Consider the following 12762-nt stretch of genomic DNA (forward strand, 5'->3'; position numbering starts at 1 on the left):
GTTGAGCACGACCGAAGCGCGACGAGCAGTCGCGACCGAGCAGTACGACCGAGCAGTACGGAGGACGGGGACATGCCCAAGGCAGTGGTGGTGCGCGCGACCGGCGGGCCGGAGGTGCTGGAGTTCGACGACGTCGAGCCGAAGTCGCCGGGCGCGGGTGAGCTGCTGGTCGACGTGGCCGCGGCGGGCGTGAACTACATCGACACCTACCACCGCGAGGGCCGCTACCCGCTGCCGCTGCCCTTCGGCATCGGCCTGGAGGGCACGGGGCGGGTGGCCGCGCTGGGCCCGGACGTGTCGGGGTTCGCGGTCGGCGACCGGGTGGCGTGGGCGGCGGCGCTGGGCAGCTACGCGGAGCAGGCGCTGGTGAAGGCGTCGGACGCGGTGGCGGTGCCGGACGGCGTGGCCGACGACACGGCCGGCGCGCTGCTGTTGCAGGGTCTGACGGCGCACTACCTCGTGGCGTCGACCTACCCGGTGCGGCAGGGCGACGCGGTGCTGGTGCACGCCGCCGCGGGCGGGGTCGGGCTGCTGGTGACGCAACTGGCCAAGGCGCGCGGCGCGCGGGTGATCGGCACGGTGTCCACGGAGGCCAAGGAGGCGCTGGCGCGGGAGGCCGGCGCGGACGAGGTGATCCGCTACGACCGGGACGAGTTCGCGCCGCGGGTGCGGGAGCTGACCGGCGGCGAGGGCGTCGCCGCGGTGTACGACGGGGTGGGCGCGGCGACGTTCGACGGCAGCCTCGCGAGCCTGCGCCGACGCGGCTACCTGGTGCTGTTCGGCGCGTCCAGCGGCCCGGTGCCGCCGGTCGACCCGCAGCGGCTCAACCAGGCCGGCTCGGTGTTCCTGACGCGGCCGTCGCTGGGCGCGTACACGGCCACCCGCGAGGAGTTGACGTGGCGCGCGGGCGAGCTGTTCGCGGCGGTGGAGGACGGTTCGCTGGACGTCCGGGTCGGGGGCCGCTACCCGCTGGCCGACGCGCGCCGGGCGCACGAGGACCTGGAGGGCCGCCGCACCACGGGCAAGCTGCTGCTGATCCCCTGACCAGGCCCGCCGGGCGGCGACGTTGGGGGGCACCGGCCGGCGCCGGTGCCCCCCGTTACCTTTTTCGTAGCTCCTGATCAAGGAGTTGTGGTCGCCGGGTCCGGCATGACTGACGCCCCCAGTCGAAGGCATGATCCGGGGGGTGGTGTCACCGGACCCGGTGGCATCGCCGGACCGCTGATAGGGACACGGCCGCCCGCCGGGCAGGTCTCGTCGTAACGTGGGTGCCGGCCTGCGATGCCCACCGCGCGACCACCCGCGACGAACGAACGGCACGACCGATGACCAGTACTTTCGGGGTGTTCCTCGGCCTGGACGTGGGCAAGGGCGAACACCACGCCGTGGGCTTGGACCCCGCCGGGAAGCGGCTGCACGACGCACCGCTGCCCAACAGCGAACCGAAGCTGCGCGCGTTGTTCGACAAGCTCGCCGTCCACGGGCCGCTGCTGGTGGTGGTCGACCAACCCGCCACGATCGGGGCGCTGCCGGTCGCGGTGGCCCGCGCGGCCGGTCACCGGGTGGCCTACCTGCCCGGTCTGGCCATGCGCCGCATCGCCGACCTCTACCCCGGCCGGGCCAAGACCGACGCCCGCGACGCGTTCGTCATCGCCGACGCCGCCCGGAGCCTGCCGCACACCCTGCGCCCGGTCGACGTCGGTGACGACGCCCTGGCGGAGCTGGACGTGCTGGTCGGGTTCGACGACGACCTGGCCGGCGAGGCCACCCGGATCGCCAACCGCATCCGCGGCCTGCTCACCGGCGTCCACCCCGCCCTGGAACGCGCCATCGGCCCCCGCATCACCCACCCGGCGGTGCTGGAGATCCTGTCCCGCTGCGGCGGCCCGACCGGCATCGCCAAAGCTGGCCGCCGCAAACTCACCGCGATCGCCACCGCACACGCGCCCCGCATCGGCGAGGAGCTGGTCGCCACGATCCTGGCCGCGCTGGACGAACAGACCGTCACCGTTCCCGGCACAACGGCAGCGGACACCGTGCTGCCGCGTCTGGCCGACAGCCTGAAGACCGTTCTCCTGCAACGCAAACAGGTCGCCGCCGAAGTCGAAGGGATACTCGATGCGCACCCTCTCGCCGGGGTCCTGACCTCCATGCCCGGCATCGGGGTCAGGACCGCAGCCCGCATCCTGCTCGAGATCGGCGACGCCTCGGCCTTCAAGTCCTCCGGGCACCTGGCCGCCTACGCCGGCATCGCCCCCGTCACCCGCAGCTCCGGCAGCAGCATCAAGGGCGAACACCCGGCCCGCACCGGCAACCGCAAACTCAAACGCGCGTTCTTCCTCGCCGCGTTCGCCGCCCTCTCCGACCCGACCAGCAGGGCCTACTACCAGCGCAAACGAGACCAGGGAAAGAAACACAACGCCGCCCTGATCTGCCTGGCCCGACGACGCTGCGACGTCCTGTTCGCCATGCTCCGCACCAAAACCCACTACCGACACCCCGAGACCACTTCTGCCCCGGCTGCGGCTTGACAACCACATAGGGACACCCCCCAAGCGCCGGAACCCCAGCGTCGCAACCTCGGCGGCGGAACCTCAGCGGCGGGGCGTCAGCCCTGCACCTTCACGGCGTCGACCACGAAGACCAGCGTCTCGCCGGGGCGGATGTCGCCCTTGCCGTTCGGGTAGCCCTTGTCGGACGGCACGACGAGCAGCCGCCGCCCGCCCTCCTTCAGGCCGATGAGGCCCTCGTTCCAGCCCTGGATGACCTGCGCCTGGCCGATGTTCTTCAGCTCCAGCGGCTTGTTGGTGTCCCAGGACGCCTCACGGGTCTTGCGGTCGCGGAAGGTCGCGAGCACGTAGTGCAGCTCCGCGGTGGAGCCCGCCTTGATCTCCGCGCCGGTGCCCTCGGTGAGGTCCTTGACCACCAGGCCGTTCTGCGGCGTGCAGCCGGTGGGCACGGTGATGGTCGGCTTCGCGCCCGGCTCGCCGGTCACCTGGTACTGGGCGGGCTCGCACGGCGGGCCGCTCGGCTGGGACGGCTCGGACGGCTCGTCGGAGGTCCGGTCGTCGCTCGCCGCGGGCGCCGTCGCGGTGGGGGTGGTGGTCAGGGTGGACGGCCGGTCGCTCGCGGTGCACGCGGTCAGCGCCAGTCCGGCGGACAACAGGGACACGAGGGCCAGGGCCGTTCGGCCGACAGTACGCATGGTTGCGGAGCTTATGGTGCGGCCTCCGACGCCGTGCCGCCAGGCCCACCGGCAGGCGCAACGCCGATCACGGTGCGCTGCGGCTTCACCCCGAATTAATCCGCAAATGTGCCACTAATTGCCGCTATCGAAGTTCGACACCCGAGCGTACAGTAACTCCGCGCACCTGATCGGATACCTTCGGCCGTCGCTCTTCCGGGTGCCCCCCAAGGAGGTGACCACCGTGTCCGCGGAGCCCGGCGGGGAACGCGGCAACCTGTTGCGTGAATTGTTCTGGACCAGGACCGGGCTGCTCCTGCTGGTCCTCGTGGTCACGTCGGCGGCCTGCCTGGCCATTTCCAGCGGTATGGACCAGGGCACGCTGCGGAACTTCATCGGCTCGGTCGGCACCGGCACCATGATCTCCGCCGTGGTCGGGTTCGGGCAGACGCTGATCACCAGTTCCGCGGCGCAGCGCGCGCTCATCACCCCGGTCGTGGCGGAGAGCCGGAAGGCGCTGCGCGACCTCACCGCCGAGTACCGTGCGCTGGACCGCGAGTTCTTCCCGAGCCACGTGTTCGAGCCGACCGCCCGACCCGACCCGGTGTTCAACCAGGTGATGATGCAGGACCTGGAGCGCACCCGGCGGTACGGGTTCCGGGGGTTCGCGGGGCGCTACGCGGCGTGCCGCGTGCTGCTGTCGCACGCGGAGTGCGAGCTGAAAGCCGTGCTCGCGGACCCGCGCGACGCCGACGCGATCAGCGGCCGGGCCCGCTACCTGCTGCGGCACGAGGGCGCGGACGGCGACTACGACACCATCGTCGAGCGGCTGCGCGACCAGATCTCGATCGGCCTGGTGGGGCTGTTCATCGCCCGCAGCCGCTGCTCCCGCATCGACCTGACGATCGTGTCCGACCCGCCGCTGGACCGGCTGGAGCTGTTCGACGACAGCGCGTGGCTCACCCTCTACAGCAACACCAACGCGGGCGTGGTCCGGCTCTACCCGCGCACCCTCCGGTTCTCGGAGGGGTCCTTCCTCTACGGGATGGAACGCGCCGAGTTCCTGCGGATCAGCAATTCCAAGGCAGGACTGCACATCGTCATCACGCCGCGCACGACGCGCGACGACTTCCGCGCGCTGTTCGAGAAGATCACCGGCATGGCGCTGACCGAGGAGGGTTTTCGCGCCCTGGAGGACAAGTTCCACCGGTTCCGCCGGGAATTCTCCGCCTCTGCTCAATTGGGGAGCTGATAAGTCGTGTTGACCGAGTACGCCGGGCGCTCCGCCGTCGCGGAGCTCGCCGCGCTGATCGCCGTGGCCGACCCCCCTGTCGCCGACCACTGGGGGCACGTCGCGGGCCGTTTCCGGGAGTGGGCGGCCCGACCCTCGCTCAAGGAGGAGCTGCGCGCGCACCTGCACGCCCTGAGCCCGCGGGAGGAGATGAGGGTCGCCGCGCGGTCGCGGGAGACGACCACGCACTTCGCGTGGTGCCTGCGCGACGAGCCGGCCGAGCCGTTCACCTTCTGGTTGCACGAGTACAAGCCGCAGCGGGATTGGCGACGGGGTTACGCGGACTCGATCCACAACCACCGCTACCACTTCTGCACGACCCTGTTGACCGGCTCCTACCTGCACGAGCGCTTCACGGCGCGGCTCGCGGCGGACGGCCGGTCCATCGAGGACACGACGCTGCTGCGCAGCACGCACGCCCACGAGGGTGATTCCGGGACGATGCTGTCGCACGAATTCCACCGCATCCCGAAAGCGGCGGACGACACGCTGACGTTCCTGGTGAAGAGCCGCGCGGTGAGCCCGTGGAGCCTGTCCTACGACCCGGACACGCGCACCAGCCACCGGCACGTCCCGGTGGAGTCCAGGCTGGAGGAGTTGGCGAAGGCGCTCTGAGGGCCGCCCGGCCGCCTTACCATCGGCCCACCCGGCACGGGAGGGTCCAATGAGCACGGTTTCGGCACCGACGGTCACGGCGCGGGCGGTCTCCGAAGTGGAGCACGAGGTGTGGCGGCTGTGCCGCGACCTCGCCGCGAAGTTGCAGTTCCACGGCTGGCACCACGTCAGCTTCGTGCGCGAGAAGGCGGTCGACTTCGCCCGGCGCAACGGCGCGGACGTGGCGCTGGTCGAGGTCGCCGCCCTGGTGCACGACGTCAACTACATGGTCCGCAGGAACTCGCTGCCCGTCGACGGGCGGCGGCTGCGGTTGTCCATCCTGGCCGGCGCGGGCGTGCCCGACGCGGTGGCGGCACGGGTGGACGAGGTGGTCGAGGAGGCGGAGATGCGCACCCGGCACCGGCACATCTCGCTGGAGGCGCAGGCGCTGTCGGACGCGGACACCCTGTTCAAGGCGCTGCCGGTGACACCGGTGGTGCTCGCGCCGAAGTACCTGGCGGAGAACGGGATCACGCTGCGCGAGCTGGCGCACAAGATCGTCGGCGAGCAGCGGGCCAAGCACGACGAGGGGTACTACTTCTACGACCCCGAGGCGGCGGCCACGTACTCGCGGTGGGCGACGGCGAACCTGGAACTCTGGCAGTGCATCGTAGAATCGTTGAACGATCCTACGGTGGACCGCCTGCTCGCCGAGGTGCCCTGATTACAGTTCCACACCTGAATCACCCCTAGTTGGTCCGAAAGAAACGGCAAATTAGTCCGAATGCCCGCGTAAGACTCACGCACAGTGGCCGTCATCGGAGTGATGTCGCGGTGGGCGCCGCGGCTGGGGCGGAGGTGTGCGGTGTTCGCGGACGACAGGACGGTGCCGTTAAGGGAGACGGTCGCGCCGGAGGTCGTGACGGCGGCGGTGGCGGGCGACCGGCACGCGGTGGAGCAGCTGCTGCGCGCCGTGCGACCGGCGGTGCTGCGGTACTGCCGCGGGCGGCTGGGCGGGTCGGTGCTGTCCGCGGACGACGTGGCGCAGGAGGCGTGCCTGGCGGTGCTCAAGGCGTTGCCGCGGTACCGGGACGAGGGGCGGCCGTTCCTCGCGTTCGTGTACGGCATCGCGGCGCACAAGGTGGCCGACGCCCACCGCTACGGCGCGCGCAACCGGGTCGACCCCGTCGCCGAGGTGCCCGACAGCCCGCTGGCCGAGGCCGGGCCCGAGCTGCTGGTGCTGCGCGGCGAGCTGTCGGAGGAGATCTCGCGGCTGCTCGACGTGCTGCCGCCCAAGCAGCGGGAGATCCTGCTGCTGCGGGTCGTCGTCGGGCTGTCGGCGGAGGAGACCGCCGACGCGGTCGAGTCGACGCCGGGCGCGGTGCGGGTGGCGCAGCACCGGGCGTTGACCAAGTTGCGGAAGGTGCTCGCCGAGCACCTGGTCAGCAGCTGAGCACCCGGTCGGGAGCCGAGGGCGGGCACCGCGCTCGGCTCCGCCGGCCACCGGCCCCGAACGAGCCCCTGGAGACCAGCCCTCAAGACCCCCTGAAGACCAGCCCGAAGACCTGAAGACGAGCCCCGAGCCCCGCGTACGGGCCCTAGAACGGCCAGCCGAGGACCGGCAGCCCGACGACCGCGTCGACCGCCAAGCCGCAGAACACGAACATCAGGTACAGGTTCGACATGTGGAAGAACTTCATCGTGTTCGTCGAACCGCCGCGCCGCACCACGCCGTGCAGCCGGTGCGCGAACACGGCGAACCAGATGCCCGACACCGCCGCCACGCCCACGTAGATCCAGGAGGTGACCGGGGCCAGCAGCAGGGTGCACACCACGGTGATCCACGAGTAGATGACGATCTGCCGCGTCACCTGCTGCGCCGTCGCCACCACCGGCAGCATCGGCACGCCCGCCCGCGCGTAGTCCTCCTTGAACTTCATCGCCAGCGCCCACGTGTGCGGCGGGGTCCAGAAGAAGATCACGCCGAACATCACCAGCGCGGGCCACGCGACCGTCCCCGTCACCGACGACCAGCCGATGATCACCGGCATGCAGCCGGCCATGCCGCCCCAGATGATGTTCTGCGACGTCCGCCGCTTGAGCACCAGCGTGTAGACGAAGATGTAGAACAGGATCGTCGCGACGGCGAACACCGCCGAGATCAGGTTCGTCGTCAGCCAGAGGAACAGGAACGACACCACGCCCAGCACCACGCCGAAGATCAGCGCGTTGCGCGGCGGGATGGTGTTGCGGGCCAGCGGCCGGGCGCCGGTGCGCTTCATCACCGAGTCGATGTCGGCGTCGACGTAGCAGTTCAGCGCGTTCGCCGAGCCCGCGGCCAGCGTGCCGCCCGCCAGCGTGCACGCGATCAGCCACAGCGGCGGCAGGCCGCGGGCGGCCAGCAGCATCGCCGGGATGGTCGTGATCAGCAGCAGTTCGATGACGCGCGGCTTGGTCAGCGCCACGTACGCGCCGACGACCTGTCGGGGCGACCGCGCCGGAAGCTCGCTGACGGCACTCATCGCACTCCTTGGTCGCGTCGGGGGATGCCCAGATCGTAACCGCGCGTTGAAAGCACAGCCCGTTCGGGTACGCCTGGACCGGACGGAAGACCCGTTCACGCCCCTTGTGCGTACACCCACAGAGTGTTCGCGGCACGGGGGCCGGACCAGCCGACTAGGCTGGCCGGCGGACGAGGGAAAACCGCGGATCGGGCCGGACGGGATCGATTGAGAACAGCGCCCGTCGGACGCCGCCGCCTACGTGAGACTGGAGCTGGAAGTCCGTGTCCGTCACCGATGACATCAAGCGGCTGACCGAGGCCCACCTGCCCGACGACTGGACGGAGTTGGACCAGCGCGCCGTCGACACCGCCCGCGTCCTCGCCGCCGACGCGGTGCAGAAGGTCGGCAACGGCCACCCCGGCACCGCGATGAGCCTGGCCCCACTGGCCTACACCCTGTTCCAGCGCGTCCTGCGGCACGACCCGGCGGACCCCGACTGGGTGGGCCGCGACCGGTTCGTGCTCAGCGCCGGCCACTCCAGCCTGACCCTCTACATCCAGCTCTTCCTGTCCGGCTACGGCCTGGAGCTGGACGACCTCAAGGCGTTGCGCACGTGGGGTTCGAAGACCCCCGGCCACCCCGAGCACCGCCACACCCCCGGCGTCGAGATCACCACCGGCCCGCTGGGCCAGGGCCTGGCCTCCGCCGTGGGCATGGCGATGGGCGCGCGGCGCGAGCGCGGCCTGTTCGACCCGGACACCCCGGTCGGCGAGAGCCCCTTCGACCACCACGTCTTCGTGATCGCCTCCGACGGCGACATCGAGGAGGGCGTGACCTCCGAGGCGTCCTCGCTCGCGGGCACCCAGCAGCTGGGCAACCTCACGGTGATCTACGACGACAACAAGATCTCCATCGAGGACGACACCGCGATCGCGCTGTCGGAGGACACCGCCAAGCGCTACGAGTCCTACGGCTGGCACGTGCAGGTCGTGGAGGGCGGCGAGAACGTCACCGGCATCCTCGACGCGCTGGAGAAGGCCAAGGCGGAGACCGGACGGCCCTCGTTCATCCTGCTCCGCACGATCATCGGTTACCCCGCGCCGAACAAGCAGAACACCGGCGCGGCGCACGGCGCGGCCCTCGGCGCGGACGAGGTCGCGGCGGTCAAGGAGGTCCTGGGCTTCGACCCGGAGCGGACCTTCGAGGTCGCCGACGAGGTGCTGGCGCACGCCCGCGAGGTCGTCAAGCGCGGCGAGGCCGCCAAGGCCGAGTGGCAGCGGTCGTTCGACGCGTGGGCGGCGGCGAACCCGGAGCGCAAGGCGCTGTTCGAGCGCCTGAACAACCGGGAGCTGCCCGACGGCTGGACCGACGCGCTGCCGTCGTGGGACGCGGACCCGAAGGGCGTCGCGACCCGCAAGGCGTCCGGCGAGGTGCTCAAGGCGCTCGGCCCGGTGCTGCCGGAGCTGTGGGGCGGCTCGGCCGACCTCGCCGAGAGCAACCTGACCACGATCAAGGGCGCCGACTCGTTCGGCCCGGCCGCGATCTCCACCAAGATGTGGCAGGCCAACCCGTACGGGCGCACGCTGCACTTCGGCGTCCGCGAGCACGCGATGGGCTCGATCCTCAACGGGATCGCGCTGCACGGCCCGACCCGCCCCTACGGCGGCACGTTCCTGGTGTTCTCCGACTACATGCGCCCGGCCGTGCGGCTGGCCGCGCTGATGAAGTCGCCGGTCACCTACGTGTGGACGCACGACTCCATCGGCCTGGGCGAGGACGGCCCGACGCACCAGCCGATCGAGCACCTGGCCGCGCTGCGCGCCATCCCCGGCCTCACCGTGGTGCGGCCCGGCGACGCGAACGAGACCGCCGCGGCCTGGGCGGCCCGGCTGGAGCAGCTGGAGGGCCCGGTCGGGCTGGCGCTGAGCCGCCAGAACCTGCCGGTGCTGGAGGGCACCAAGGAGAAGGCCCGCGAGGGCGTCAAGCGCGGCGGGTACGTGCTGGCCGGCGACGGCGAGCCGGAACTGGTCCTCATCGCCACCGGCTCGGAGCTCCAGGTCGCCGTGGAGGCCCGCGCGGTCCTGGAGGCCGAGGGCGTCGCCACCCGCGTGGTGTCGATGCCGAGCGTCGAGTGGTTCGACGCGCAGGACGCGGACTACCGCGAGTCGGTGCTGCCGTCGTCGGTGAAGGCGCGGGTCGTGGTGGAGGCGGGCATCGCCCAGCCGTGGCACCGGTTCGCCGGCGACGCGGGCGAGATCGTGTCCATCGAGCACTTCGGCGCGTCGGCCGACTACCAGACGCTGTTCCGCGAGTTCGGCTTCACCACCGAGGACGTCGTCGCGGCGGCCCGCCGGTCGCTGGCCAAGGTCCGCTAGAACCGCAACGGGAGATGACGAGGATGACTGCCCCAGAGCAGGGAGCGCAGCCGCTGGCCGCGCTGAGCGACGCCGGTGTGTCCATCTGGTTGGACGACCTGTCGCGCAACCGGCTCGACACCGGCAACCTGGCCGAGCTGATCGAGCACAAGCACGTGGTGGGCGTCACCACCAACCCGACGATCTTCGCCGCCGCGCTGGCCGTCGGCACCGCGTACGACGAGCAGGTCCGCTCGCTCGCCGCGCGCGGCGCGGACACCGACGCGGCGGTCCGCGAGATCACCACGACGGACGTGCGCAACGCGTGCGACCTGTTCCGCTCGCTGTACGAGTCCACCGACGGCGTGGACGGCCGCGTGTCGATCGAGGTCGACCCGCGGCTGGCGAACGACACCGAGGCCACCATCGCCGAGGCGCTGGACCTGGCCAAGACGGTGGACCGGCCGAACCTGCTGGTGAAGATCCCGGCCACGGTCGAGGGCCTGCCCGCGATCACCAAGGTGCTCGCCGAGGGCGTCAGCGTGAACGTGACGCTGATCTTCTCCACCCAGCGCTACCGCGACGTCATGGAGGCGTTCGTGGCCGGCCTGGAGCAAGCCAAGGCGAACGGGCACGACCTGCGCGGCATCCACTCCGTGGCGTCGTTCTTCGTGTCCCGCGTGGACACCGAGATCGACAAGCGGCTCGACGCGCTGGACACCCCGCGCGCCGCCGAGCTGCGCGGCCGGGCCGCGATCGCGAACGCGCGACTGGCGTACGCGGCGTTTCAGGAGACCTTCCAGGGCGAGCGCTGGGAGGCGCTGGCCGCCGCCGGCGCGCGGGCGCAGCGCCCGCTGTGGGCGTCGACCGGCGTGAAGGACCCGGCCTACTCGGACACCCGGTACGTGGACGAGCTGGTGGTGGCCGGCACGGTCAACACGATGCCCGAGAAGACGCTGCACGCCGTCGCCGACCACGGCAGGATCACCGGTGACACCGTGACCGGGCGGGCCGCGCAGGCGCAGGAGGTCTTCGACGCGCTGGCCGAGGTCGGCATCGACCTCGACGACGTCTTCGTGATGCTGGAGACCGAGGGCGTCGACAAGTTCGAGAAGTCCTGGGCGGAGCTGCTGGAGACGGTGACCGGACAACTGGACCAGGCTAAGGACTGAGCGCACATGACCGAGGTGGTCTCCGTGGAGATCGTCCGCTCGCCGAACGAGGACCAGGTCGCCATCGTGGTGGACGACCTGGTCCGGGACGGGGTGGCGAGCAAGCTCACCGCCGGTGACGCCACGCTGTGGGGTCCGGAGGCGGAACCCGAGGCGTCCATCCGGCTCGCGTGGACCCGGCTGCACGAGACGTCCCGCCCGCTGGTGCCCGAGATCGCGGCGCTGCGCGCGGAACTGCTGGCCGAGGGCGTGGACCGGGTGGTGCTCGCGGGCATGGGCGGCTCGTCGCTCGCGCCCGAGGTGATCACCGGCACGGCGGGCGTGCCGCTGGTGGTGCTCGACACCACCGACCCCGGCCAGGTGGCCGAGGCGCTGGCGGGCGACCTGCACCGGACCGTGCTGGTGGTGTCGTCCAAGTCGGGCGGCACCGTGGAGACCGACAGCCACCGGCGGATCTTCGAGGCCGCGTTCGCCGCCGAGGGCATCGACGCGGCGTCGCGGATCGTCGTGGTGACCGACCCCGGCTCGCCGCTGGAGGCGGCGGCGCGGGAGGCGGGCTACCGCCGGGTGTTCCTGGCCGACCCGAACGTGGGCGGCCGGTACTCGGCGCTGACCGCGTTCGGCCTGGTGCCGTCCGGGCTGGCGGGCGCGGACGTCGGCCGGCTGCTGGACGAGGCCGCCGCCGCCGCGCCCCTGGTGTCGGCGGACTCGCCGGACAACCCGGCCGTGGTGCTCGCGGCGACGTTCGCCGTCGCGCACGCCCACGGCGCGGAGAAGGTCGTGTTCGCCGACACCGGCTCGGGCATCGCGGGCCTCGGCGACTGGGCCGAGCAGCTGATCGCCGAGTCGACCGGCAAGGACGGCACCGGCCTGCTGCCGGTCGTGGTCGAGGGACCGGGCGCGCCCGGCTTCGTGGACGCCCGCTCGGACGCCACGACCGTCGCGATCGGACCGGCCACCGGCTCGTCGTCGGTCGCCGTGGAGGGCGCGCTGGGCGCGCAGTTCCTGGTGTGGGAGTACGCGACCGCGCTCGTCGGCCGGGTGCTCGACATCAACCCGTTCGACCAGCCCGACGTGGAGGCCGCGAAGAAGGCCGCGCGGTCCCTGCTGGACGCGCCCGCGGCGTCGACCGCCGCGCCCGCGCTCGTCGACGGCCCGATCGAGGTGCACGCGAGCGGGGGCTGGCTGCCCGGCGACGTGAAGACCGTCGCCGACGCGATCAAGGCGCTCGTCGCCGCCGCGCCGGACCACGGCTACCTGTCCGTGCAGGCGTACCTGGACCGGCTGGACGACGCGTCGTTCGCGCTGGTCCGGCCGGAGCTGGCGCGGCGGTCGCACCTCCAGACCACGTTCGGCTGGGGCCCGCGGTTCCTGCACTCGACCGGCCAGTACCACAAGGGCGGCCACCAGAACGGCGTGTACCTCCAGCTCACCGGCGCGACGAGCGCCGCGCTGGACGTGCCGGGCCGGCCGTACGACCTGACCACGCTGCAACTGGCCCAGGCGCTGGGCGACGGCCAGGTGCTGGCCGAGCGCGGGCGCCCGGTGCTGCGGCTGCACCTCACCGACCGCGTCGCCGGGCTCGCGCAGCTCGTCGAGGCCATCCAGGAGGACGGTTCGTGATCGAGTTCGCAGGACTGCCGCGCGCCGCCGCACCGGCCGG

At 71.9% G+C, this 12762-nt stretch carries 11 protein-coding genes; 9 read left to right on the forward strand and 2 right to left on the reverse strand.

Annotation, left to right across the window (positions count from 1 at the left end; translation table 11 throughout):
- Positions 1-72: 72 nt before the first annotated feature.
- Positions 73-1044, forward strand: coding sequence for a quinone oxidoreductase family protein (locus tag C8E97_RS25105; RefSeq protein WP_121007927.1), 972 nt, complete (start codon positions 73-75; stop codon positions 1042-1044).
- 281 nt (positions 1045-1325) lie between these two features.
- Positions 1326-2531 (forward strand): IS110 family RNA-guided transposase, encoded by a 1206-nt coding sequence (locus C8E97_RS25110; RefSeq protein WP_121000639.1) that lies wholly within the window; start codon positions 1326-1328, stop codon positions 2529-2531.
- 77 nt (positions 2532-2608) lie between these two features.
- Here C8E97_RS25110 and C8E97_RS25115 read toward each other — a convergent pair whose 3' ends face one another.
- Positions 2609-3205, reverse strand: a complete 597-nt coding sequence (locus tag C8E97_RS25115; protein WP_121007928.1) for an FKBP-type peptidyl-prolyl cis-trans isomerase — start codon at positions 3203-3205, stop codon at positions 2609-2611.
- A 223-nt stretch (positions 3206-3428) separates the two neighbouring features.
- Here C8E97_RS25115 and C8E97_RS25120 point away from each other — a divergent pair, with 223 nt between their 5' ends.
- From C8E97_RS25120 to C8E97_RS25135, 4 genes are all read left to right on the forward strand, one after another.
- Positions 3429-4436, forward strand: coding sequence for a hypothetical protein (locus C8E97_RS25120; protein WP_121012320.1), 1008 nt, complete (start codon positions 3429-3431; stop codon positions 4434-4436).
- A 6-nt stretch (positions 4437-4442) separates the two neighbouring features.
- On the forward strand, positions 4443-5090 hold the full coding sequence (locus C8E97_RS25125) for a hypothetical protein (RefSeq protein WP_246019150.1): 648 nt from the start codon (positions 4443-4445) through the stop codon (positions 5088-5090).
- A gap of 49 nt (positions 5091-5139) precedes the next feature.
- Positions 5140-5793: an HD domain-containing protein gene (locus C8E97_RS25130; protein WP_121007929.1), complete on the forward strand. Its 654-nt coding sequence runs from the start codon at positions 5140-5142 to the stop codon at positions 5791-5793.
- Positions 5794-5934: 141 nt separating this feature from the next.
- Complete coding sequence (locus C8E97_RS25135) at positions 5935-6522, forward strand: sigma-70 family RNA polymerase sigma factor (RefSeq protein WP_281275460.1); 588 nt, start codon at positions 5935-5937, stop codon at positions 6520-6522.
- A 145-nt stretch (positions 6523-6667) separates the two neighbouring features.
- On the opposite strand, the gene C8E97_RS25140 is transcribed toward C8E97_RS25135, so the two are convergent.
- On the reverse strand, positions 6668-7591 hold the full coding sequence (locus C8E97_RS25140; RefSeq protein WP_121007930.1) for a heme o synthase: 924 nt from the start codon (positions 7589-7591) through the stop codon (positions 6668-6670).
- A 263-nt stretch (positions 7592-7854) separates the two neighbouring features.
- Here C8E97_RS25140 and tkt point away from each other — a divergent pair, with 263 nt between their 5' ends.
- From tkt to C8E97_RS25155, 3 genes are read left to right on the forward strand one after another with little or no spacing between them, the layout of a single operon-like run.
- Positions 7855-9948, forward strand: a complete 2094-nt coding sequence (gene tkt / locus C8E97_RS25145) for a transketolase (protein ID WP_121007931.1) — start codon at positions 7855-7857, stop codon at positions 9946-9948.
- Between the two features lie 23 nt (positions 9949-9971).
- Positions 9972-11099, forward strand: a complete 1128-nt coding sequence (gene tal / locus C8E97_RS25150; RefSeq protein ID WP_121007932.1) for a transaldolase — start codon at positions 9972-9974, stop codon at positions 11097-11099.
- 6 nt (positions 11100-11105) lie between these two features.
- Positions 11106-12722 carry a glucose-6-phosphate isomerase gene (locus C8E97_RS25155; protein ID WP_121007933.1) on the forward strand — a complete coding sequence of 539 codons (1617 nt, stop codon included), beginning with the start codon at positions 11106-11108 and terminating at the stop codon, positions 12720-12722.
- Positions 12723-12762: the final 40 nt, after the last annotated feature.

This window comes from Saccharothrix australiensis (assembly GCF_003634935.1).
Taxonomy (GTDB): Bacteria; Actinomycetota; Actinomycetes; order Mycobacteriales; family Pseudonocardiaceae; genus Actinosynnema; species Actinosynnema australiense.

Excerpts from the sequence above, each read along its gene's own strand:
- C8E97_RS25110 (WP_121000639.1), top strand. The coding sequence starts at position 1,326 with ATGACCAGTACTTTCGGGGTGTTCCTCGGCCTGGACGTGGGCAAGGGC.
- C8E97_RS25115 (WP_121007928.1), bottom strand. The coding sequence starts at position 3,205 with ATGCGTACTGTCGGCCGAACGGCCCTGGCCCTCGTGTCCCTGTTGTCC.
- C8E97_RS25130 (WP_121007929.1), top strand. The coding sequence starts at position 5,140 with ATGAGCACGGTTTCGGCACCGACGGTCACGGCGCGGGCGGTCTCCGAA.
- C8E97_RS25105 (WP_121007927.1), top strand. The coding sequence starts at position 73 with ATGCCCAAGGCAGTGGTGGTGCGCGCGACCGGCGGGCCGGAGGTGCTG.
- tal (WP_121007932.1), top strand. The coding sequence starts at position 9,972 with ATGACTGCCCCAGAGCAGGGAGCGCAGCCGCTGGCCGCGCTGAGCGAC.
- C8E97_RS25155 (WP_121007933.1), top strand. The coding sequence starts at position 11,106 with ATGACCGAGGTGGTCTCCGTGGAGATCGTCCGCTCGCCGAACGAGGAC.
- C8E97_RS25140 (WP_121007930.1), bottom strand. The coding sequence starts at position 7,591 with ATGAGTGCCGTCAGCGAGCTTCCGGCGCGGTCGCCCCGACAGGTCGTC.